The 23,353-nt window shown below is 60.6% G+C and carries 15 protein-coding genes; 5 read left to right on the top strand and 10 right to left on the bottom strand.

Annotated features, from left to right (window positions below; genetic code table 11):
* The 6 genes from I6F35_RS14420 to I6F35_RS14395 all read right to left on the bottom strand — a co-directional run bounded on the left by I6F35_RS14420 (nt 1) and on the right by I6F35_RS14395 (nt 7,439).
* Nucleotides 1-1,023: an ABC transporter permease gene (locus I6F35_RS14420; RefSeq protein ID WP_225118338.1), complete on the bottom strand. Its 1,023-nt coding sequence runs from the start codon at nt 1,021-1,023 to the stop codon at nt 1-3.
* Nucleotides 1,020-2,609: an ABC transporter substrate-binding protein gene (locus tag I6F35_RS14415; RefSeq protein WP_225118480.1), complete on the bottom strand. Its 1,590-nt coding sequence runs from the start codon at nt 2,607-2,609 to the stop codon at nt 1,020-1,022. Before I6F35_RS14415 ends, I6F35_RS14420 begins: the two co-directional genes overlap by 4 nt.
* A gap of 75 nt (nt 2,610-2,684) precedes the next feature.
* Nucleotides 2,685-3,980 (bottom strand): ArgE/DapE family deacylase, encoded by a 1,296-nt coding sequence (locus tag I6F35_RS14410; protein ID WP_225118337.1) that lies wholly within the window; start codon nt 3,978-3,980, stop codon nt 2,685-2,687.
* A 97-nt stretch (nt 3,981-4,077) separates the two neighbouring features.
* Complete coding sequence (gene gabT / locus I6F35_RS14405; protein ID WP_225118336.1) at nt 4,078-5,355, bottom strand: 4-aminobutyrate--2-oxoglutarate transaminase; 1,278 nt, start codon at nt 5,353-5,355, stop codon at nt 4,078-4,080.
* A 68-nt stretch (nt 5,356-5,423) separates the two neighbouring features.
* Nucleotides 5,424-6,347, bottom strand: a complete 924-nt coding sequence (locus tag I6F35_RS14400; protein ID WP_225118479.1) for a LysR substrate-binding domain-containing protein — start codon at nt 6,345-6,347, stop codon at nt 5,424-5,426.
* A 150-nt stretch (nt 6,348-6,497) separates the two neighbouring features.
* A complete protein-coding gene (locus I6F35_RS14395) occupies nt 6,498-7,439 on the bottom strand; it encodes an alpha/beta hydrolase (RefSeq protein ID WP_225118335.1) in 942 nt (313 codons plus the stop codon).
* A 300-nt stretch (nt 7,440-7,739) separates the two neighbouring features.
* Here I6F35_RS14395 and sdhA point away from each other — a divergent pair, with 300 nt between their 5' ends.
* The 3 genes from sdhA (at nt 7,740) to I6F35_RS14380 (ending at nt 13,200) form a co-directional block, all read left to right on the top strand.
* Entirely contained in the window at nt 7,740-9,536 is a 1,797-nt protein-coding gene (gene sdhA / locus I6F35_RS14390) for a succinate dehydrogenase flavoprotein subunit (RefSeq protein WP_225118334.1), read from the top strand.
* A gap of 244 nt (nt 9,537-9,780) precedes the next feature.
* Nucleotides 9,781-10,089: a hypothetical protein gene (locus tag I6F35_RS14385; protein ID WP_225118333.1), complete on the top strand. Its 309-nt coding sequence runs from the start codon at nt 9,781-9,783 to the stop codon at nt 10,087-10,089.
* A 405-nt stretch (nt 10,090-10,494) separates the two neighbouring features.
* Entirely contained in the window at nt 10,495-13,200 is a 2,706-nt protein-coding gene (locus tag I6F35_RS14380; protein ID WP_225118332.1) for a cache domain-containing protein, read from the top strand.
* Between the two features lie 80 nt (nt 13,201-13,280).
* Here the strand turns inward: I6F35_RS14380 and I6F35_RS14375 are convergent, their stop codons facing one another.
* Nucleotides 13,281-14,741, bottom strand: a complete 1,461-nt coding sequence (locus I6F35_RS14375; RefSeq protein ID WP_225118331.1) for a cytochrome P450 — start codon at nt 14,739-14,741, stop codon at nt 13,281-13,283.
* A gap of 360 nt (nt 14,742-15,101) precedes the next feature.
* On the opposite strand from I6F35_RS14375, the gene I6F35_RS14370 reads away from it, so the two are divergent.
* The gene (locus I6F35_RS14370; RefSeq protein ID WP_225118330.1) at nt 15,102-16,415 is read left to right on the top strand and encodes a CapA family protein; all 1,314 of its coding nucleotides are present in this window, start codon (nt 15,102-15,104) and stop codon (nt 16,413-16,415) included.
* 214 nt (nt 16,416-16,629) lie between these two features.
* Here the strand turns inward: I6F35_RS14370 and I6F35_RS14365 are convergent, their stop codons facing one another.
* Entirely contained in the window at nt 16,630-18,213 is a 1,584-nt protein-coding gene (locus tag I6F35_RS14365; RefSeq protein ID WP_225118329.1) for a hypothetical protein, read from the bottom strand.
* 30 nt (nt 18,214-18,243) lie between these two features.
* On the bottom strand, nt 18,244-19,389 hold the full coding sequence (locus tag I6F35_RS14360) for a glycosyltransferase family 4 protein (RefSeq protein ID WP_225118478.1): 1,146 nt from the start codon (nt 19,387-19,389) through the stop codon (nt 18,244-18,246).
* A 333-nt stretch (nt 19,390-19,722) separates the two neighbouring features.
* Between I6F35_RS14360 and I6F35_RS14355 the strand changes: the two genes are divergently transcribed.
* A complete protein-coding gene (locus I6F35_RS14355; RefSeq protein ID WP_225118328.1) occupies nt 19,723-21,840 on the top strand; it encodes a Wzz/FepE/Etk N-terminal domain-containing protein in 2,118 nt (705 codons plus the stop codon).
* Between the two features lie 7 nt (nt 21,841-21,847).
* Here the strand turns inward: I6F35_RS14355 and I6F35_RS14350 are convergent, their stop codons facing one another.
* Nucleotides 21,848-23,194, bottom strand: coding sequence for a polysaccharide biosynthesis C-terminal domain-containing protein (locus tag I6F35_RS14350; protein WP_225118327.1), 1,347 nt, complete (start codon nt 23,192-23,194; stop codon nt 21,848-21,850).
* Between the last annotated feature and the right edge of the window lie 159 nt (nt 23,195-23,353).

Raw genomic sequence — 23,353 nt, 5'->3', positions numbered from 1 at the left:
TCACGTCACGCTCCTTACCGAGATGCGCGGATCGACCATGCGATAGACCGCCTCGGTGAGCAGGTTCAGCCCGATCACGACAATCGACATGATCAGGAAGATGCCCTGCATGACCGGATAGTCGCGCTGCAGCACGGCGTCATAGATCAGCCGCCCCAGGCCGGGCCAGGCAAACACCGTCTCGACGACCACCGCGCCGCCTACCACGCCGCCGGCCTGCATTCCGGCAACCGTGATCACGGGCAGGATCGCATTGCGAAGCAGATGGTGCATCACGATCCGGGACTCGGTCACGCCTTTGGCGCGCGCGGTCTTGATGAAATCCTGCTGCTTGACCTCGATGATCGAGGAACGCATCAGCCTGGCGTAGATCGCGAGATAGACCGCGGCCAGCGACAAGGTCGGCAGCACCATGTGCCAGGCAATATCCGCGATGCGCTGCCACGTCGTCATCTCGACGCCGACAGTCACGTAGCCGAAGGGCGGAAGCCAGTTGAGCTGCACGGAGAACAGCAGCACGAGCATCAGGCCGAGCCAGAACACCGGCAAGGCATAAAGCAGCAGCGAGACAATGGTAAAGAAGGTGTCGGACCATTTTCCCGCCCGTGTGCCGGCGATCGTTCCGAGCGCCGTGCCAAAGACGAGCGACAAGATGAACGCCGTACCGGTGAGCAGCAACGTCGCCGGCAGCCGCTCGAGCAGCAGCGACAACACTGTACGCTGCTGCCGATAGGAATAGCCGAGATCGAGCGTCAGCGTTTTCTTCAAGGAGCTCGCCAGTTGCACCAGGTACGGCTGATCAAGGCCATAGGCCGACCGTATCTGGCGCAGCAATGTTTCGTCGGCGGCGCCGCTTTGTCCGGCGATCACCTGCGCCGGGTCGCCCGGCGCCGCGTGAACGAGGATGAAGTTGAAGGTCGCGATGACCAGGATCACGCCGATGATCTTCACCGCTCCGGAGGCTGCGCCCAGCACGTAGGCCGACAAGCGGCCGCCATACCGGGTGATGGCGACGACGCTCATTCGAACCGGACCGCGCCGAAGGTTTCGTGAACGCCGATGGCGGTCGTCGTCACGTTCTTGAGCTTCTTGTCGGTGAACGTCGGGAAGTCCTGTTCCAGCAGCCACACGATCGGCACATCCTCGACCAGGATCTTCTGCACCGCGCTATAGAGTTCCTGGCGCTTTTCGTCCGACGTGGCTGTCGCCGCCTCCTCGAACAGCCGGTCGGCTTCCGGATTGGAATATCCGGCGGTGTTGGAAAACATGATGCCCTTGCGGATGTTCGACGAAATGTAGGTGCGCGATACGCCGACAGCGGGATCCCCGAGCTGATAGACGAGATTTGTCGTCATCGAGTATTCCCAGTTGCTGACCTTCTGGATCCAGCCCGCGACGTCGGTGCCTTCAAACTGCAGGTCGATACCGACCCGCAGCAGCGACTGCCGGAGAAATTCCGCGACGCGGCGATAGAGTTCGCCCGATGGCGTGACCAGGAACGGAACGGTGATCCGCTTGCCGTCCGCGCCCGGCTTCAATCCCATCTCGTCGAGAAGAGCCTTTGCCTTGTCAGGCGAATGCTCGTACTGCTTGACGTTCTTCTCGTGGAAGCGGGTCTTGGTCGAGATCGGACCGGTCGCAATCTTCCCGAGACCGAAGTAGACGCGCTGGAGCAGCGCCTTGCGGTCGATCGCGTACATCACCGCCTGACGGAAGCGCTTGTCGTTCATCGGCGCGATGCGGTTGTTCAGTTCGAGCCACAGATGCGGCGCGAAGTACTCATATCCCTTCGTGGTCATGTCGAGATGAGGCAGTTTGACAAGGCGAGCCACATCGTATTGCTCGATGTCGCTCCACTGCGTCAGCTTGACGGTTCCTTGCTCGAGCGCGACCGAACGCGCCGCGGCATCGGGAATGACCCGGTAGATGATCTCGTCGATATGAGGTTCACCGGCGCGGTAATAGCCCTCATGCTTGACCAGGTGAATGTGCGATCCCCGCACCCATTCCTTCAGCTTGAATGGGCCGCAACCGATCGCCTTGTCATTTGCGGGGTTGGTCCTGAAGTCGGTGCCCTCATAGATATGCTTCGGCACGATCGGTGCCGTGGTGCAATCGAACGCTCCCAGGAACGGAGAAAACGGCGACTTCAGCTTGAACACGACCGTCAGCGGATCGGGAGCTTCCGCGCTTTCGATGCGGGTGAAGATCGGCCGGGCCCGCGCGTGGGTTTCCGGCAGGAACTTCGTCATCGAGAAGATCACGTCGTCGGCCGTCAGCGGCTTGCCGTCGTGGAAGGTGACGTTCGGGAAGAGCTTGAACGTGTAAGTCAAGCCATCGGGTGAGGCGGTCCAGGACTGCGCCAATCCCGGGATCGGCTTCAGGTCAAAATCGTAGCGCAGCAGGCTCTCGTAGATCTTGCCGCCGACAGTCAGCGTCGGCTGGAGCTGACTGATCGCGCTGACCAGCATGGCCGGCTCCGGATGGATAATGGTGTTGAGCGTGCCGCCGCGCGTCTGCCCCGCGGCACGCTGCAAGCCGAGAGGGATTCCCGCGACGCTGGCCATTCCTGCGGCCAGTCCCAGCTTGCCGAACTCACGTCTATTCATTCCCATGACACCCCCCACTCCTGTTCACATAACTCTTCGGATGAGACGCGCCGCATAAAGATGCGGCGGCGACCATCACAGCTTCTTCAGCCCGCACCAATTGGCAATGAAGAGCGCGATGCTTAGTGTAATCTTGCGGACGCTTTCGAGATCGACGCGCTCGTTGAAGGCGTGCGGCCCAATGCCGTAATGGCCGTAGCACAGCGCCGGAATGCCATAGTCGACGTTGTAGTAGCGCGTATCGGTAACGGCGGTGCCGATCTGCAATTCCATCGGCGCGTTGAAAACCGCTTGATGCGCCGAGGCGAGCACCTGCTCGGCTTCGCTTCCGGGTTCGCAGACCGACGGATCTGCCTGGAAACCGCTCCAGATCAGCTCAGCCGGATTGCTCGACAGGAAGCTGTCGGTGCTTTGTGCATCGGCCAGACACTTTTCGATGCCACGCATCGCCTCCTGCGGTGTCGTGCCGGGAAGCAGGCCGAGTCGGCAATCGAACTCGCACCAGGCTGCCGTGGAGCTCGCCCAGTCGCCGCCCTTGATGATGCCGACATTGAACTTGATCGGCGATTTGACGGTCTTGAACCATGGATGATCCACGGCCTGTTCGTTGAGCTGCCTGGTATAATCCTGAAACGCGCGGATCACGTGCATGGCCGACAAGATCGCACTGGTTCCGGTCTCGGAGTAGGCGACATGGGCCGGCGTGCCCCGCACGCGCACCCTGAACCAGATGGCGCCGACCTGCGCGCGTAAAAGCTTATGGCCGATCGGCTCCGGGATCAGGCACGCGTCGGCGCGATAGCCGCGCATCAATGTCGACAGCGCGCCGTTGCCGGTGCTCTCCTCCTCGGTGACGGTCTGCAAGTGAATGCGGCCCTGCGGCGCGTAGCCGGCCGCGCGGATCGCATCGAGCGCAAAGATCATCGCCGAGACGCCCGCCTTCATGTCCTGAGCGCCGCGACCGTGCATCCAGCCGTCGCGCACCACGCCGTCAAATGGCGGAAACTCCCAGAAATCGACCGGACCTTCCGGCACCACGTCGATATGGCCCTGCATGATCAGGCTGCGTCCCTTTCCGCCGCCGTCATAAGTCGCCACCACCTGTCTCGAGCCGGCAAGATCGATCCCATCCATCGGGGCCGCCTTCGGATGGCTCATCAGATCGACATCGGCGAGGCTGAAGGGATCGACCTTGTAGCCGCGCTCGGCCAGACGCTCGGCCATCCAGGCCTGGAGCGGGGCTTCCTGACCGCGGAGACTGCGAAATTGGACCAGCCGTGCGAGGAAAGCCACCTGGTCGTCGAAGTTGCGATCGACCGCAGCGCGCAACTCTTCCGCAAGACTGTTGGTCTTGGTCAGTTCAGTTTCCAAGGTCCTCTCCTGTTCGCAGGGTTAAATTCACCCGAATGTTTCTCGTTGGTCGATTTTCGCCGGTCGTAGTGCATGGGTATGGGAGCCACCCGGCTCTTCACGCGACGAGGCAAGATTCGAGGATCGAAAGCCCCTCGTCGACGATCTCATCCGATGCCGTGAGCGGGACCAAAATCCGAATCGTGTTCGCAGTCGTCCCGCAAGAAAGAAGGATCAGACCGTTTTGGTGCGCAAGCTTCGTGACCTGACTGGTGGCTTCAGCGTCCGGCTCGTTGCTTCCCCGCTGCTTGAGCACATCAAAGGCGATCATCGCCCCCAATCCACGAGCCCGGGAAATCGGCAGCAGGTGGTTGGCCTGCGCGAAGCGGTCGATCGCATCACGCAAGCGGGCGCCGATCTCATTGGCACGCTTGAGAAGGTTTTCTTGTTCGAACACATCGAGGACCGCAAGCGCAGCCGCGCATGCCAGCGGATGGCCGGCATACGTGCCCCCGAGGCCGCCCGGCTCCGCCGCATCCATGATCGCGGCACGTCCGATCACGCCCGATAGCGGCAAACCGCCGGCAAGGCTTTTCGCGACACAGATGAGGTCCGGCTTGACGTCGTAATGCTCCATCGCGAACATTTTCCCGGTCCGACCGAATCCGGTCTGAACCTCGTCCGCGATCAGAACGATTCCATTCTCATCGCAAATGCGGCGCAGCCCGCGCATCAGTTCAGGGGGAGCCTGGTGGAAGCCGCCTTCGCCCTGCACAGGTTCGATGATGATCGCCGCCACCTGAGATGCATCGATATCGGCCTTGAAAATGAAGCCGATGTAGCGCAGCGCGTCGTCGACGCTGATCTCGCTGCCGCTGATGGGGAACGGTACATGCCACACGCCGGGCAGAGGAGAAACGACACCCTTCTTGTAGGGGACGACTTTTCCCGTCATCACCGAGGCAAAGGCTGTGCGCCCATGGAAGCCGCCAGTGAACGCGATGACTCCGCTGCGGCCGGTTGCCGCACGAGCGATCTTGACCGCATTTTCAGTAGCCTCGGCACCGGTCGTAAGCAGGATCGACTTTACCGGCCCGCTGATCGGCACCAGCGCGTTGAGACGCTCCGCGAGTTCAACATAGGAATCATAGGGCGCGACCTGAAAGCACGTATGCGTAAAGCGATCGAGCTGATCGCGAACCGCCTTGATCACCTGCGGATGGCGATGGCCGGTGTTGAGAACCGCAATACCACCGGCAAAATCAACGTAACGTCGCCCCTCGACGTCCCAAAGCTCGCTGTTGAGTGCCCGGTCAACAAAAACCGGCGTGGCATGACCAACACCACGCACCACCGCAGACTGCCTGCGCGACATCAATTCGGAGTTTAGCGCCATACTTACTTCCCCAAGTTGGGGGGACCGTAGTTGGCGGTATCGAACGAACAACCAGTTTTATTATCTCGTTATGGTGACTCACATGCACCGGTCCGGCCGTTCGGTGCGCCGGCCAGCACATTTTGTAGCCAATTCCGCAATGCAACAATCGCCGGGTCGCGCCAGCGCTCCTTCAAGGCGACCAATTGATACGTGCCCATATAAACGGAGGTGGAGAGCAGCTCAACCAATGCGCCGGTGCGAAGGTCGTCCTCGACAAGGACGTCATTGGCGATCGCCACGCCCTGCCCCAGTCGAGCCGCCTCGATGGCGAGATGGGCATGCCAAAGGCGCTGACCGCCGAGCTGCGGCAAATCGACCAATCCCGCCAGTCTAAACCAGCGCTCCCACTGCTCCGTCGATTCTTCGTGGATCAACGCGATCGAGGCGAGGTCCTTCAGGCTCGTGATGGCGGGATGACGGGCCAGATAACTCGGGCTGGCCACAGGGAAGACCCTCGGACGGATCAAAGGCTCGGACGCGATATCGAGATGCGTGGTGATCACGTCGGCATAGACGATCTCGGCATCTGCCTCACCACGCGAGAGATCGGGGTGCGACAATGTCGGCTGCAGGTTGACTTCCCACCGGTTGGGTGGGTCCGTCAGTTCGGGAAGCCTCTGCAGCAAACGACGGTTGGCGATGCCGGGAATACACCAGATGTTCAGAGTGGTTCGCGACGGCGGGCGCACCGCAACCGTGGCGCGCGCGATGATATCGAACGCCTGCGACAACTGCTCATAGAGAAACGAACCTCGCTCGGTCAGTATGACGCCGCGACCTTGGGCCCGGACGAGCGTTACGCCGAGGCTTTCCTGGAGATTCTGGATGTGACGCGAAACGACCGTATGGCTCACCGCCAACTCGTCGCCAGCGGCACGCATGCTGCCGGTGCGGCCAACAGCTTCAAAAGCTCTCAACGCAACGAGGGATGGAACCCGGGGCCTGGTCATATCGGTGGGGGCAATCAGCGCTTCAATCGCCGGAGTTATGCCCCACCTAGATATTTTCTTCAATTAGAACAGACACATCGTCAGGCACCCTGGTCGATACGGCAGATCGGCGGTCGACGCAGTCGCTCCTGGTGTCGTTCGCATTGGGCCCTATTCGGGCTGCTTCGACAGGAAGTCGATCATGAGACGCGCGATCTCGTCGACCTTCTCGTCGAGCGCGAAGTGACCGGCGTCCAGCAGATGAATCTCAGCGTCCGGCAGGTCGCGCCTGAACGCCTCTGCGCCCGGAGCAATGAAGGACGGATCGTAACGTCCCCACGCGATCAGCGTCGGCGGCCTGTGCTCGCGCAGAAACGCCTGCCATGCGGGATAGGAGGCTACGTTCGTGCGATAGTCGTAAAGCAGGTCGGCCTGGATTTCGCGCTGTCCAGGTCGGGACAGGAACGCATATTCGTCGGTCCATGTATCGGGATTGTAGCGCTCGGGGTTCGGGCTGTTGCCAATGTGACGAATCCTGGCGCCTTCGAGCGAGGTGAAGGCGTCGACTTGCTCCGGGTGGGCATCACGATCGGCCCAATATTGCGCAATGCCACTCCATTTGGCGCCGAGCCCTTCCCTGTATGCGTTCGCATTCTGGATCACAAGCGCACGCACTCGCTCGGGATGAGCCAGCATGATGCGATAGCCGACCGGACCGCCATAGTCCTGCAGGTAAAGGACGTAACGGCTGATCTTCAGTTGCTCGAGCAGGGCATTTGTGGTCTCGGCGAGATGGTCGAAGGTGTAGGCGTAACGCGAGGGCGGCGGCGCCTCGCTCTGGCCGAACCCCGGATAATCAGGTGCGATCAGGTGATAGCGCGTGGCAAGAAGCGGAAGCAAAGTATCGAACATCCGCGAGGATGATGGAAAGCCGTGCAACAGCACGATCGTCGGCGCGTCGCTCGGCCCCGCTTCGCGGTAGAAGATGCCGACGCCGTCCACCTGCGTGCGATGATAGGTGATCGTAGCCGACGTCGACGGCAGGGCTGCGGCCCGGGTGCCCTGACCAACGGCAAGCGCCGCGACGGCCGATAGAACGGTTGGAAGCTTCATATCCTTAAACCTCCGGCAATACGATTTGGTTGACTTGCGCCGAAACGCGCGAAGAGACATGTCCTGCGAACAGCGAAGCGCGACGAGGCTTGCCATCGGCATCCCCTGACTGTCTGATGCACGAAGATATAGGTTCGATCTCCACCTTGAAAAATCAAATATCGAGATGCGTATCATCTCATCCAGCGATATCGGAATCTCTCCTTGCCGAGATAAGTATTATCATAGCTAAGCCGATGGAATTCGACCCGCGCGGCGCCATATTGAGCTGTATCGCAGGAACGGCCGGAGAACCGCAGGATGGCCAAAGCATACGAAATCATCGACCAGAACTATGACGTCGTGATCGTCGGTGCTGGAGGCGCCGGACTGCGCGCCGCACTCGGAATGGCGTCGTCAGGTCTGAAGACCGCCTGCATCACAAAGGTCTTTCCGACGCGCAGCCACACCGTCGCCGCACAGGGCGGCATGGCCGCCTCGCTCGGGAACATGGGCGATGACGACGATTGGCGCTTTCACATGTACGACACGATCAAGGGCTCAGACTGGCTCGGGGATCAGGACGCGATCGAGTACATGTGCCGCGAAGCCGTACCCGCGGTGCTTGAACTGGAGCACTATGGCGTGCCCTTCTCGCGCACCGGGGATGGTCGGATCTATCAACGTCCCTTCGGCGGCCAGACCATCGGATACGGAAAGAAGATGGCTCAACGCACCTGTGCGGCGGCCGATCGGACGGGCCATGCCATCCTCCACACGCTCTATCAGCAGTGCCTGGCCCACGGCACGGAGTTCTTCGTCGAATATTTCGCGCTGGACCTGTTGATGGACGATGACGGCGCCTGTCGTGGCCTGCTGGCATGGAACATGGAAGATGGGACCATCCATCGCTTCAATGCTCACCGCACTGTGCTGGCCACCGGTGGTTACGGCCGCGTCTACTTCTCCTGCACCGCCGCACACACCTGCACCGGTGACGGCAACGCGATGGCCCTGAGGGCGGGCTTGCCGCTCGAGGACATGGAGTTCACGCAGTTTCACCCGAGCGGCATCTATGGCTCCGGTTGTCTGATCACCGAGGGGGCGCGCGGCGAAGGTGGCTATCTCACCAACGCCGAAGGCGAGCGCTTCATGGAGCGCTATGCGCCAAGCGCGAAGGATCTTGCCGGACGCGACGTCGTATGCCGCGCCATGACGATCGAGATCAACGAAGGGCGCGGCTGCGGTCCGCACAAGGACTACATCGAATTGCATCTGGAGCATCTCGACCCGGAGCTTCTGCACACACGCCTGCCGGGTATCAGCGAGACCGCGAAAATCTTCGCAGGAGTCGATGTCACGCGCCAGCCCATTCCGGTGCTGCCAACCGTCCATTACAACATGGGCGGAGTTCCGACCAATCTGCATGGTGAGGCCATCACGTCTCGCAACGGCGATCCGGAAGCGGTTGTCCCAGGGCTGATGGCGATTGGGGAAGCAGCTTGCGTTTCGGTGCACGGCGCGAATCGCCTCGGCTCCAACTCGCTTCTCGACATCATCGTATTTGGACGAGCGGCCGCTCACCGGGTGCGGGAGACCTTGCGTCCGCAGGAAAGCCACGCGCCAGCCCCCGACAAGGCAACCGATCGTGCCATCGCGCGTCTCGATCGCATCAGGTGGTCGAAAGGCGAGGCTGGCGCCGGCGAGGTCAGGCTTGCCATGCAACGGACTATGCAGCGCCACTGCGCCGTGTTTCGCATCGGCGCTCTATTGGAGGAAGGTCTGGCAAAACTTGACGATGTGATCGCCATGATGCGGGATGACATCGGGGTCGCTGATCATACCATGATCTTCAATACGGATCTCGCCGAGACGTTCGAACTGGACAACATGCTTGCACAGGCGAGCGTCAGCTTTCATTCGGCAATCGGCCGCACAGAAAGCCGCGGCGCCCATGCGCGAGAAGACTTCCCCAAGCGCGACGATGAGAATTGGCTGAAGCATACCTTGTGCCGGCTCGATGATAACGGCCGCGCGCGTCTCGACTACAGGCCAGTGCATCTGCAGCCCCTCTCGAACGAGGTGCAGTCGATTCCGCCAAAAGAGCGCGTGTACTGATCTCGACTGCTTCGTCTAACGCTTGACACGCGGCCTCAGCGACATATGGCCGAACCGTGTGATGGCTCAAACCGCGGTGCGGCAGATCGCGCTTCGGTTACGGATGTAGCCGCTCAGCCGGCGCGCGTCATGATCCGGTAGCAGAGTTAGCCAACATTCCAAGAAGCACAGAGAGCGGCGCGCCGTAAAACCGGGCGCTTGACGAACGAGCTCTATTTGAGATCGGACAAAACCGGGTGCAGGAATGACGTTCGCAGATATAGCGTATTACCTGTTCACGATCTTCAACACTCTGCGGCTCGTTTCTTATCTGCCGCAGATCTACAGGATCGCACAGGATGTCAATGGCGCGTCAGCCATTTCCTATTCGACCTGGTTCCTCTGGACTGCTGCGAACGGGTCGACGGCCGTCTACTCGTTCTCCAATCTCGGGGACATCACCATGGGCTTGATCAATGGGTTCAACGCGCTGTGCTGCGCGGTCGTCGTCGCGTTGACGGCGTTCAAGCACCGCCAGTTTCATTCACAGATTAGGCGAGGCTGCGGGAATTGACGCGGGCAGTGCAGGGGCCGAAATATCGTGCTTCGATGCGACCACGCTGATGTCGTTAACCTCCCCCGCGCGCGGGGTCCCGTAAACGAAGACATTCATGGTGCAACTCCGTGGATACATCGGATGTAGAGTGCGGCGTCCACGGTTACCGATTGATGGCAGGCCTCAGGATAACGTTGTCGACGTAATACCCCTCACCTTCGTGGTCACCATCCGTCATGCGCGCTCCGATCGTTACGGCTGTAACTGCTCAGTCCGTTCAAGTCATGATCCGGTAGCAGAGCTTGCTAACATTTGAAGACGGCAGGGTCGCATCTGGCAGCGACCTTGCATCACGCTCGCGAGGACGTGGAACGAACGTCGCCCCCGGGCATCGGAGACTGAGGGAGCAGGAGACTGAAGGATTTGTCTGAGGCGACATTTACGCAACGTTACGATCAACGTCGCGATAAGGATAATTGTCCTGCACATCGCAGACGGCATTTCGCCGACGATCGACATCAGAGCGCCACGGGCTCCACGGGCGCAGGATCGCGGCAGAAGGTAAGAAACCAGGTGACCCTTTTATCACGCCTATTCGTGCTGGTGGCTATCGCACTGATTCCAGCCATCGCGATTCAAGCATATAACGAATTGCAACTGCGTCGCGCCCGCCAGGTCGAAGTGCAAGCCCAGGCGCTCAACCTGGTGGAGCTCGCCGCGGCGGAACAACGGCAGATCGTCATGGGGACGCATCAAGCCCTGATCGCGCTATCGGAGCTTCCGGCGATAAAGGCGAAGAACACGGAGGGATGCAATGCCTACCTCGCCAGGATCATGCGGCGATACCCAGGATTCATCAGCTTTATCGTGGTTGATACCAACGGCGACGCCTTCTGCGATACAAACAATGATTACAAGCGGTCGACCGCGGCTGGAAGGGCGTACTTCGCCGACGTATTGAAGACCGGCCGATTCACAATCGGAGAGTTTGCAGTCGGTCGGCAGACCGGCCGGAACGTCCTGCACTTCGCATTACCATTCTATGGCGACGATGCCCGGCTTGGCGGCGTCGTCATAGCCGCTCTCAGCCTGGATTGGCTTGCCGACTCGATCGCTCAGCAGGATGTGCCGCCGGGGGCCGCACTTGCGATCATGGACCGCAACGGCACGTATCTGGCCCGCTATCCTGATAACGCCCGATTTGTTGGCCGAAGGGTGCCCGGGATTTCCGATCGAAAGCCTGGCCATCGGAGCACGGCCGACATTGTCGATCTCGATGGCGTGGAGCGGATCGTCGGCTATTCAGTCCTGCAAAATGGAGGGCTTGTTATCGCCTTTGGCCTCGACAAGGCCCGGGCGTTTACTGAGATCCAACACGGCACACAGCGCGGCGTCTTCCTGATCGTGCTGAGCGCCGCACTGGTGTTGAGCCTGACATCGTTGGGTGCTCGGCGGTTCATCCATCGCCCGCTTGGGCAGTTGGTCGATGCCGCGAACCAATGGCGGCTCGGTGATCTTGCACAACGCGTGAACATCCATGGAACATGCGAAATCGTGCGGGTCGCGGAAGCGTTCAACACGATGGCCGATGCGCTCGAACGCCGCGAGCACGAATTGTCCGAGGCAAAGGAGAGAGCCGAGGAAGCTGCCGCCCGGATCACGATGATCTTCGAAAGCACCACCGACAGCGTGCTCATCATCGATCAGGACTGGAAGATTGGCTATCTCAATGGACCGGCTTCGGCGAAGGTCGCCGAAGGTCGAGACATCGTCGGCATGACCGTTACGGAAGCCTTTCCAGTGGTCGCCGGTCTGGACGTCCTGGACAAAATTCGCGAGGCCGTGTCAGAACAGCGCCCAAGTTACATCGAAATATTCTGTCCGCGCAGGAACGTCTGGTACGCAATCAATGCGTTTCCCTCAAGTCAAGGTCTTGCGATCTTCGTCCGAGACATCACCGATCACAAGCAGGCCCTGGAGGCACGTCGCTTGATGGAGGAGCAGCTCCATCAGAGCCAGAAGATGGAGGCCGTCGGCCAGCTCACCGGCGGCGTTGCGCACGACTTCAACAACCTGCTGACGGTGATCTCAGCGAACCTCGAACTCATCGAGGACGCGGCAGATATCGGCAAGGTCCGCCAGTACGCTGCGGCGGCGCGCCGTTCCGTCCATCGGGGGACAAAGCTGACGACGCAGCTTCTCGCCTTTTCCCGTGGGCAGGCATTGAAGCCAAAACTGGTCAATGCCAATCAGCTTCTTTCCGAGTTCCAGGGGCTCATCCTCCAAGCTGTCGGGAACGGATGCGAAGTCGAACTGCACCTGGATGAAGGATTGTGGATGTGTCACGTTGATCCGTCGCTACTGGAGACGGCTCTGCTCAACCTGGCCCTGAATGCACGCGATGCCATGCCGGATGGAGGTGTGCTCCAGATCGAGACCCGGAACATCGTCCAAGACAAGTGCTCAATGTCCGGCGGCCAGCCGGGATCGTATGTGAGGCTGTCCGTTTCAGACACCGGCTGCGGAATGACCCCGGAAGTGCTGGATCGCGTGTTTGAGCCCTTCTTCACGACCAAGGACGTCGGCAAGGGTACGGGGCTCGGACTCAGCATGGTCTATGGTTTTGTTCGACAGTCTGGCGGCCATATTGCCATCGACAGCGCACCGGGGCTCGGAACGACGATCGATCTGTATCTGCCCAAGGCTGCGCAAGCGCGCGAAGCTGAACCGGAGCGCAGTCAACCCCAGGCCATACCAACGGGCACGGAGCGGATTCTGCTCGTTGAAGACAATGAGGATCTGCTGGAGGCCACGTCAGCGATGCTGACCATGTGCGGCTATCGTGTTGCTTGTGCCCGGAACGGCATGGATGCGCTTCGGATCCTCCAGAGCGGGCAGGATTTTGATCTCTTGTTGAGCGATATCGTGATGCCGAACGGAATGAGCGGCGTTGAGCTTGCCCGCGAAACGAGGAAGCTCAGCAAGAGTATCAAAATCCTTCTCGCCTCTGGCTATGCGGCGGATGTGCTGGAGCGACACAATGCAGTCGGAGAGTTTCCAATTGTCGAAAAGCCCTTCCGACTTGCAGACCTGGCCCGGCGTCTGCACGCGATGCTCCGCGAACCATGAGCGAGGTAGCTTGAACCCGGCCAACGCGTTGCGGGACCGTTGGCAGCAAACACGCTACGCTCGATCGCGGATGCTGACCATCAGTCGATGGCGGTAAGGCGCAAACGGAGGCGGCTTGGCATCATGGTGAAGGCCAACACTTCCCGGGTGGCGCTCGGCTCTTCGGCGTATTCAACGCAAAAATTGCGAGCCAGCGTTGCCAGCACCATCTTCATTTCCAGACTGGCGAGATAGCGCCCCGGGCAGAAGCGCGGACCAGCGCCAAAATGAAGGAACGCCCTTGCATTGTGCCCATCGCGATTGCTTTCGCGAGGGCCGACCCATCGTTCCGGCTTGAATTCGCTGGCATCCCGATAGTTGTTGTCGTCGAGCGTCGGGGGTCTGGTCAGCAGAAACACCGGGGCGCCTTTGGGAATCTCGATGCCGGCCAGCTCAGTGTTCTCGTTGGCCTCCAGAAAAAGCAGCGGCGCCACGCTCCGCATGCGCATCGCTTCAAATGCGACACCTTCAAAGATAGCAAGCTTGGCCGTGTCGGCGAAGCTTGCCGGCACACGCGCCGCGCCGAGAGCGTCCCGCGCCGCATGCTGTAATTGCGATTGCAGCTCGGGATTGCCGGCCAGGCCGTGCATGGCCCAGGCCAGACTGTGGGCCGTGGTGTCCTCGCCCGCAAGCAGCAGCGTGAGGACATTGGCGTAGACGTCGCCGTCGCTGAAACCGGAATTGGGCTCGTCCCTGAGCGCGAGCATGGCCTCAAGCAAGTTGCGCGGCGTCTCCGCCGGTTCCCGCCGCATGCGCTCGCGCGCATGCCGGATCATCTCTTCAACGAAGCTGCGAACCGCATGCAGGGAGCGGTCGAGCCGACGATCCTGGGGCAGCTTGAAATAGCGCCAATAGGGAAGCGCTGCGTTTATCCTGTAATTGATCATCGGAAAAACGACACCAAGGTGCTGCTGAATCACGTCCTCGTCCGTCTCCAGCGTGTTCACATCCCGTCCAAATACCAGGCTTGTCGTGACGTCGACGGTAAAGCGCGTGAGATCCTGCAACACGTCCGTGTCTGTGCCGGCATCGACGCTCTTTTGCCAGCGTCGACGCAACCGATCGGAGATGAGCTGCAACGTGGGGAAGAAGCCCTCGAGCTGATATGGCGCAAGTGCGCGCATGACGAGATCGCGCTGCGGGCGCCACGCCTCTCCCTCGACAGAGAAAACACCGTTGGTTCCGATTTCCCTGGCCACCGACTCGATCGCGGACAACCGCCGAAACCGGGTTGGGCGATCCTTTAACGCAGAGAGCGCGATCTCGACGCTGGATGTCACGAGGACGCGTTTCGAGCCGAGCTTGATCGTATAGGTCGATCCTAGCTCCCGGCTCCATGTTTCGAGCTGGATGTGCAGCTGCTTTGGATCGAGCTGGAGCAAATTACCCAGCAATGGCAATCCGCGCGGCGCCGGAAGATCCTCCAAACGTCGCTTGGCTGGAGCCATCGCACCCGTTTTTGCCGGCCGCTGCGAGCCCGCCTGAGTATCGCTGTAGCTCACGTTCTTGTCTCCGCCTCGCAAATCGGGAGAGATTGTGCAGTGCGCGCACTACGCGACCGTTTCAGTACACAAGGATCATATTACGCCTGTAACCGAGCCGCCCAAAATCACGATTTTTGCGAGCACGCCAGCCGCACCGGCAACCGTCCCGCTTATCTCGACGAGAACAATATCCGGGCCGCTTCGGCTTCCGCCATCACACCCCACGCTTTGCAGTGGCTGCTCACATGTAAGCTATTCGAAGTAGGTTACAATTGAAGCGTTAATCCCGAAGGCGGAAATACTAGCGTAGCGCCCAATACCGCAACATGGCCATGAACGACGCGCCCCCATCTTTCCGACCATTTTGGGGAGGCTATGATGACGAATCGATCCGAGCTACGCCTTGCCCTGACGGGAGACAGTATCGTCCAGCGACGGCTACTGACGCACCAGGACACGACGGTCCGTCCACTGTTCGATCTCATCCGGAACGCCGACGTGTCCTTCACGAATCTCGAAGTCGTCCCGAATGATTTCGAGGGTGATCCGGCGCTCGAGAGCGGAGGATCGCATTTCGGCGCTCCGGCCTGGGTGCTGGATGAACTGACCGAAGCCGGCTTCGATCTGTTCGCGGCGGCGACCAACCACTGTCTCGACTACGGCGTCTCCGGGCTGCTTCGAGGCATCGACGCCTTGGAACAACGCGGACTGAGTTTCGCCGGCGTCGGACGCAATCTCGAAGAGGCGCGTCGTCCCGTCTACCATACGCATCCAAACGGAACAGTCGCCCTGCTGTCATGCTCAGCTACTTTCGCCAAAGGTCAGGAAGCGAGCGCGCAACGACCTGACATGCCCGGCCGGCCCGGCGTCAACCCGCTGCGCTACAGCACGGTCTACGAGGTCACACCACACCAACTTTCCTCGCTTGCAGAGATCGCCGAGCAGCTCGGCCTCGAGCGCATGCGGCGCAAGATCATCGAGTTGGGATTCGGTTTTCCGCCGGATGATCCTGCGCTGGTCGAATTCAAGGACCTGCGCTTCCGCGCAGCCGAGCGGCCGGCGATCCGCATGTACGCCAAGTCAGAGGACGTCGAGGGTATTGCGCGGTGGGTGCGCGAGGCTCGCGAGCTCAGCGATGTGGTGCTGGTGAGCATCCATACCCATGAATACGGCGAGCACGAAGAGAGTCCCGCCGAATTCGTCCCGATTTTCGCACGCCGCATGATCGATGAAGGCGCCAGCCTTGTGGTCGGGCATGGCCCGCATTTGCTGCGAGGCATGGAAATATACAACGGCAGCCCGATCTTCTACAGCCTCGGCAATTTCATTGGACAAAATGAATTGGTGTCGCGCCTGCCCGCCGATTCCTACGAACGTTTTCGCGTCGATCCGCAGCTCACACCGGGGATGGCCTACTGGCAGCGTACCGATGGCGATCGCAAGAGCTTTCCTGCCGACCGTCGTTTTTGGGAAACTGTCGTTCCAATCTGCCGCTTCAAGGACGGCCGCTTGTCTGGCCTTGAGATTCATCCTGTTTCGCTTGGTCTTGGCGAACGGAGGCATCTGCGGGGCCGCCCACGTCTCGCAGAGGGCGAAGAGGCAAGATCCATCCTTAACCGGTTCGCGATGCTGTCGAAGCCATTCGATGCGCCGCTCGATTTCGGCGCGAGCACGACGACCCTCTCCATCTGACCTCGTCACCGGGCATGGATCATGAGTGACCTTCACCGTTCAATATCCGTCAGCGATTCCTATCGTGGCGACGCCGGCGCGGTCGTACACTGTCGGCAGCCGCCGAGGCGCTATTCAACGAAATCCTCCAGACAAGCTTCCAGGACCCATCAATCGTGCGTAAACGTAGCTAATATCCGCGCACCCTCGGCGACCATCGTTGAGCAGCGCCAAACTAATCAGCGGTCAGAACGCTGTTAGGGACGCCTCGCGATCGGCCTCCGCTCCGCCGGGCTACCCCACTCCCCGAGAGTGGCCAGACGGCCGATATCGGTCCGTTCACGAACGCCGTGGTCTTCGGCTGCACCCGCGATCCGTCGATCACCTCGAGTTCGCCGCAGCGGTTCAGCGTGTGCAACTTCCTGCCGGGCCATGCAGGCCCTGGCTGAAGCGAGTGCCGAACGACCTGCTTGAACGTGGTCGGCGACAGTTCGAGAACTTCCGCAAGACCGAGCGCTGCGCCATAGCCGTTGGAGCAATCCTGCACCGGCCGCCACAGGCCCCCATTGATGGTCACAAAGTTGCCGGCCGGCCGCGCACTTGCGCGATCCATCAGGACCGGATTGCTTGCATGTGGCCGCCAGGGACCAAAGAACTGCTCGGCATAATAGATCGCCAGGGTGTCGGAATAGCCTCCGGTCCCGTCGCGCCAGGCTCCGAACAGATAGTACATGCCGTTATGCCGCGTGATGGTGACGTCGGCCAGTTCAAGTCCTGAAAGCAGCGTGCAGTGACGCTCCCATTTGTCCGGAAACCGAACGCATTTGTAGACAGCGACGTCCCGATGCTCCGAGCTTTCCGGGATCATCCACAGTTCACCATTGTCCTCAATGAGAAACGGGTAAGACAGATGCCAGGGCTCTTCCAGGACGGGCACGACGTTTTCGACCGGTCCCGTGTGGTCGAACTCGACCGCGGAAATGATACCCTTGCCGACCCTGTGATCGAGATCTTCAAAGAAGACGAATGTTCTTCCCTTCCATTTGACCGGAAAGGGATCGGCGTAGAAGCGATGTCCGGGATCCCCGAGCACTTTCCAGTCCGGCCCGGATAGATTTCTGGTCTGCCACACATCGGCATGATCGCTGTAGCGCCATCCGATGTGCCAATGCGGCGCGTAACAGCAAAGCCGATATATTTCCTTCGCGATCGACAGGGCCAAGCCGCGCACAACATACGTGGCCGCCGATTGTGAAGTGCGCGCGCCGGCTGAATAAGCCAGCTCCGGAACCAGTCTTGGCGCTCCCGACAGGATTGCCGCCAGCATGGTCAGGGTTCGCGCCATGACTGTTTCGAGCGCGCCGCTCAAGCCGACTGCAATTTCTCCGGACGGATGCCCGCGATCGAGAACCGTGCCGTCAAGCTCATTGACGATTTCGATAACCGGCAAGTCACCCGCGAGGATGGCCGCCAGCGCGGCGTTTTCCCCTGGCACCCCATTAAACAGCGGGCGAAGATATAGTCGGGCGGAGCAGTCCGGATCCCGTGCGGCGTGTGTGAAATCGACGATCACGTCGGCGTTGCCGGTATGGGCCTGGGACCGTTCCGGGATGATTTTCAGTTGGTCGGCCCCACCGCGCCTGCCCTTGCGCAATACCATCCGTTCAAGTTCGAAGAGCGCCTCCAGGCCGGCAGGCCGCGATTCCGCAGTTGTTGTCCACGCGACTTGAACCGGAACGTCCCGGCCGTTGACGGAGAGCGTTTCGCGGCACATCCACTGCCGTGCACGCTCGCGTTCGCACCGAAATTCGATCATCATGACCGGCCCACCTGCCCACTGCGCGTCTGATCAAACAGTCTGGCTAAGAATTTGGACGTATTCCTCCACCATCGTGTCTACCGAATAGCGCGATCTCAGGCCTCGAGCGTTTTGCCGCAGCTCGTCGCTCAACGTTCTGTTTGTTAAGATTGTGGAAACGGCGGCCGATAGTTTCCCATCGTCCGCGGCATCGACAAAGAGCGCCGTAGGCTTGCCTTCGAACGACAACACCTCGCGCAGAACGGGGAGATCGTTCACGACGGACGGAACGCCAGCGTTCGCGGCCTCAACCGCGGCCAGACCGAAAGTTTCGGCTTGCGAGGGGAACACGAACACGTCGAGGCAAGCGAGAAAGTCCGCCATCCGTCGCGGCGGAATCTCGCCGACAAAATGCACCCTGTCGGATACTTTCAGCTCATCGGCCAACAGTCTTAACCGTGCCTCGTCCGCGCCTTGCCCGGCCAGCGCAAGATGCCAGGACGGTTCACCGGGCAAGAGACGTATCGCCGCATCGAGCCGCTTGTGAGGGTGCAATCTTGCAGCACAACCGAGCAGCACGCGATCCGAAGGCAGTTCGAACCGCTGCCGCGCAATATCCTTTGGCAGATCGAGCGATTTGTCGTCGAAACCATGTGGGACATGCTTCATGCGCGATCGGTAAGGAGCCGGATACCGCGCATACTCGCGCTCCATCTCCAGCGAGTTGAGCGTTATGCATTTGAAGAAGCCAACGCTGCCCATGATGATATCGGCGATGCGGACCGGCCAGTTCATCGACATCGCCGAGGAAACCTGGTTGGCAATCACCGGAGCGCGACTGACGACGCGCGATACCGCTCCGCCGATGACATTGCCAAAATGCTGGAATGTGAGGACAACGTCGGGTCTGATGACCCTGAGATGGCCGCCGAGCTTCCACAGCATCCGCAGCAGCGCTACCGGATTTCCTGGCCGGTTCTCAGCGCAATAGAACGTGTTCGGCGGCTCGTCGAAGGAATCTGATTTGCGGAAGAAGAATAGATTGAAGACCTCATAGCCGCGCGCGGTCAGGCCGGCACCGAGCAGCCTTGTGATCTCCTGAGCACCGGCATTCTCCGCCTGGGTCTGCACCAGAACGATACGTCGTTTCGGCTTTATGCTGTTTGACCGATCACGTGACGCTGTCGACGATCGTATCGGTGCCTCGCGCAATTCTGTGCTTGGCTGGTAACGGAGCACGGATTCCTCACCCGTTGAGGGACTGGGACGTTTCCCCCATTTTCGCAATCGTGCCTATCACGCGGTGCTAGATCGTACACCGGCCGGCGCGTAACGGGGTTAATGCAGCACACCCCTGTTTGACCACATCGCTGCGGAAGAGACGTCGTTGCATCGCGGGAAGATAGAGCCAGTTCGTTAACTAATTGGTCATGGCGTCGCCGACAGGGGGTAACCGCGGATTAACCATAGATATTTACGTTGGGGCAGGCCACTGAACCGTGTCTGCCAGTTGAATTCGAGTCAAAACCCATGATGTTCGGTAGCCGCGCAGGCCCGAGAAGTTCCGGTCCGACGGAGTCCACCGCGGCGTCGTGGGAAGCTCCAGGTTCGCCGCCCGGCGCGACCTCTGCCCAACGCATTAAGGGATTGCTGACCATCTCGGGCATGCTTTCCTTTCTGCGGGAAAATGGCCGGCGCATCGTGATGCTCGCGCTGGTCATCTTCACGATTGGTGTCATCGCCTTGCTGTTGATTCCGGTTCGGTATGCAGCAACCGCACTGGTTGTTGTCGATCCGCGAGAGCAGCGCGTGACCACCGATCAGGACGTGCTGCCGGGTATCGGCCAGGATGCCGCCGCGCTTCAGAGCCTGGTTGAAATCGCCAAGTCCGACGGCTTTCTCCGACCGCTCATCGAGCAGCTCAAGGTTCGAGACGACGAAGATATCGCCGGCGGTCAAACCGACACCACGCGCCTGCTCGAACGATTCCGCAACCGGCTCGATATTTCCCGCCGCGGGCTGACTTACGTGATCGGTTTCAGGTTCACTTCGAACCGCCCGGATCGAGCCGCTTATTACGCTAACGCCGTGGCTGAGGCGTTCGTCGCCAACCAGGGCCGCGCCCGCACCGTGGCGACCGACGAGGCGGCCGACTGGCTCAGCAGCAGGCTCAAGACATTGAACGACCGGTTGCGAGCATCAGAGGATGCCGTGGCCGCGTTCAAGCTCGAGCACAGGATCGTCAATGCCGGCAAGGATGCCACGACCCAGCAATTGCGCGTTACCGATCTGACGCAGCAGGTCTCTGCTGCTCGCGCGCGTACCGAAGAAGCAAGGGCCCGCTACGAGCAGGCGCAACGCGACCTCAAGGCCAATGTCGATGGGCCGGTCAGACAGGACCTGCTGAGCGCCCTGCGCGCTCAGCGGTCGGCGCTCAATGACCAGATCGCGCAGAAACGTGCGGTGTTCGGCGATCGCCATCCTGATCTCGTGATCTCTTACAGCCAGCTCAACGATCTCAACAGGCAGATTGAGATCGAGCGGAAGAAGAACATCGAAACCGCAAAGTCCGAATATGAAGCCCAACGCGAGCAGCAGAAATCACTGGAAGATCAGTTGAAGGCGGCCGAATCGCAGATACTGATCGACGGTCAGGCACTCGTCAGGCTGCAGGAGCTGCAGCGCGACGCGGAGGCCAACCGGAATATCTACGAGCAGTTTCTGTCGCGGTTCAAGACCACCAATGAGCAGCGCCTGCTGCAGAGCTCGCAGACCAAGATCGCTTCGCTTGCCATTCCGCCGCTTCGTCCCACCCGGCCGCCGCTTTTGCTGCTGCTGGCCGCGCTTGCCGTTGCCTCGATGCTGATATCGACGGCGGTGGTGGCCGTACCGGACATCAAGACCGTTCTGGACAGGCCCGCCCCGAAGGTGCGCCGGGCGAATTCACCTTCGCTCCAGCCCAAACTGCCGCCCCAGCCCGAATTGCCGCCGAAGCTGCCGGTCTGGGTCCGCATTCCCGACCTTCCGGCACAGGAATCCACCAGAAGTGTCTGGCAAAAGCCGATCGTGGCAACTGCCGAACTTGACCTGAGTGCCTACCTGCGCTCGCTGATCGAGAAAATCGACGAGCTGCCGGGGTCCGGCGGCAAGGTAGTCCTCGTGATGTCGATCGAGAATGGCGCAGGCGGCAGCACCGTTGCACGATCGCTGAATCGATCCGCCCTGAACAAGGGGATGCTCAGCGTTCTGATCGAGCTGCAATCGGATCTCCCCGCTGCAAGGGCCGCCGCAGCCGACCGGCAAGAGCGAGGCATCACCAGGACAGACCTTCGCTCGGTCAATGTCCTCTTGAGTGCCGGCACACAGACAGGCCCGCTCCCTGCCGACGACATTCGCAAAGAGTTCGACATGATCGTCGTCGATGCATCATCCCTCGCTGCGCAGCCCGACGCGGGAACGCTGGCACCCCATGCCGATCTGATCATTGTCGTGGTTCGCGACGGAGCTTCCGCCCCGGCGGCAATTCAACGGGCAACGGCCGGCCTGTCGAAGTTCGGCGCGGTGCCGACGGGACTCGTCGTCAATCGCGTGTCCATCGGTTCCGTCATTGCGCAATCTCAGCGCGAGACGTTGGGGCTGGCGAGTTGAACGGCCATTAGTCCTTAGAGTCCGCGACGCGGACCGCATAGGGTTCTGCTTTCGAGGACAAGAAGCGCGAAAGCGCAAGGATCGAAGGATCAACGCCGGTTCGGCGACGGCACAGCACGTTGAGGGCGATGGTGGCGAGCGCCAGTGAAACAGTGGCCGAAATGGCGGCGCCGAGTACGCCGAGCCAGGGAATGAGGACGAGAAACCCGACAAGGCGCAGTACGACATTCCCGGCGACGACGGGAACATAGTCACGCTCATGGCCCGTCACCTGCAGGATGGCGGCGGATGGACCGCCGGCAGCCTGAAAGGCAGTGCCGAGCGCAAGCACGATCAGCACCCATTGCTGGGCGGCGAAATGAGGTCCGAACAGGCCGAGGAGATGAGGCGCGCCGATCCAGACAACGGCGAGCCCGGCGATAACGCAAAGCGCGGTCACCTCCGCCATGAGCTGCAGCGTGTGGCCGAACTCCCGGTGATTTTTACTGAAATACAGCGACGGCAGACGGCGGGCGCCGAAACTGTAAAGGGCGGCCGAGAGCATGGCGAAGATGTTCGCCAGGCGCGAGGCGGCAAAATAGACGCCGGCCGTGGCCGGATCCAGCATCCAGTAAACCAGGATCACGTCGAAGTACTGATTGGCCGCCTCAAGAATGGAAGAAACCCAGAAGTGAAGCGCGCTTGATCTCCAGCGGGAGCTCTCCGAGCCCGCCGGCACGTTGCGCAAATTCGGCAGAGCCCGTGCGATCGTAACGACTTGAATCGCGAGCCCAATGGCCATCGCGATCGCCATCACGGCGAGCAACTGTGCGGGATCGAGTCGTCCATGGCCGAACAATGCCGCAACCAAGAACAACACGACGGCAATCCGCCAAAAAAATTCCCGATTGCCTTCGCCCATCAGAATGCTGATCAGGGATCGTGCAATCTGACTGCCGAGCATGAGCCCTGCATTCACGGCCGTAAAGGCGGAGACCGCAAGGATCAGCAGCCACGTATCGCCGCGCACGCTCGCGCCTGCTGCGATCGCAATAATGACGATCAGCATTCCAATGGAGGAGATCTTCAAGCTCGATAGCAGCACACCCTTGGTGAGATCGGCCTGTTCCCGCACCTGGTACTCATTCAGGAATCGAACCAGGAGCAGCTCCTGGCCGACCAGCCCCACGACCGATGCGATCTGGGCGACAGACAGCCACATCGCGAAAGCGCCAAAGGCATCCGGCGACATGGCCCGTGCTGCGAGCGAAAAGAGCGCGAACGCAAGGCCGCCGCTGCCGACCTTGAGAAGAATGGTCCCGGCAACACCGCGCGTCACGTCGCGTCGCATCAACTGGAGAATGGAATCGATCATGCGAAGTACAGGGCATCTATCCTTTCAAGATGCTCGTAGCTGATAGCCGGTCCAAAACCTAACATGCGTGCAAGCCGCGAGTGTTAATAGCCGGCGCCTAAGATTTGGTTCTCGGCGCGCGGCAGTGCTCCGGGGCAAGCCTGCTTCATTCTGGAACGC

This window comes from Bradyrhizobium sp. BRP22, assembly GCF_020194175.1.
Lineage (GTDB): Bacteria > Pseudomonadota > Alphaproteobacteria > Rhizobiales > Xanthobacteraceae > Bradyrhizobium.
This window is presented reverse-complemented; position numbering and strand designations above follow the sequence as displayed.

What these genes read in the sequence shown, in the direction of transcription:
- I6F35_RS14420 (WP_225118338.1), bottom strand. Translation starts at nt 1,023, where the DNA reads ATGAGCGTCGTCGCCATCACCCGGTATGGCGGCCGCTTGTCGGCCTAC.
- I6F35_RS14415 (WP_225118480.1), bottom strand. Translation starts at nt 2,609, where the DNA reads ATGAATAGACGTGAGTTCGGCAAGCTGGGACTGGCCGCAGGAATGGCC.
- gabT (WP_225118336.1), bottom strand. Translation starts at nt 5,355, where the DNA reads ATGGCGCTAAACTCCGAATTGATGTCGCGCAGGCAGTCTGCGGTGGTG.
- I6F35_RS14400 (WP_225118479.1), bottom strand. Translation starts at nt 6,347, where the DNA reads ATGACCAGGCCCCGGGTTCCATCCCTCGTTGCGTTGAGAGCTTTTGAA.
- I6F35_RS14395 (WP_225118335.1), bottom strand. Translation starts at nt 7,439, where the DNA reads ATGAAGCTTCCAACCGTTCTATCGGCCGTCGCGGCGCTTGCCGTTGGT.
- sdhA (WP_225118334.1), top strand. Translation starts at nt 7,740, where the DNA reads ATGGCCAAAGCATACGAAATCATCGACCAGAACTATGACGTCGTGATC.
- I6F35_RS14385 (WP_225118333.1), top strand. Translation starts at nt 9,781, where the DNA reads ATGACGTTCGCAGATATAGCGTATTACCTGTTCACGATCTTCAACACT.
- I6F35_RS14370 (WP_225118330.1), top strand. Translation starts at nt 15,102, where the DNA reads ATGACGAATCGATCCGAGCTACGCCTTGCCCTGACGGGAGACAGTATC.
- I6F35_RS14365 (WP_225118329.1), bottom strand. Translation starts at nt 18,213, where the DNA reads ATGATGATCGAATTTCGGTGCGAACGCGAGCGTGCACGGCAGTGGATG.
- I6F35_RS14355 (WP_225118328.1), top strand. Translation starts at nt 19,723, where the DNA reads ATGATGTTCGGTAGCCGCGCAGGCCCGAGAAGTTCCGGTCCGACGGAG.
- I6F35_RS14350 (WP_225118327.1), bottom strand. Translation starts at nt 23,194, where the DNA reads ATGATCGATTCCATTCTCCAGTTGATGCGACGCGACGTGACGCGCGGT.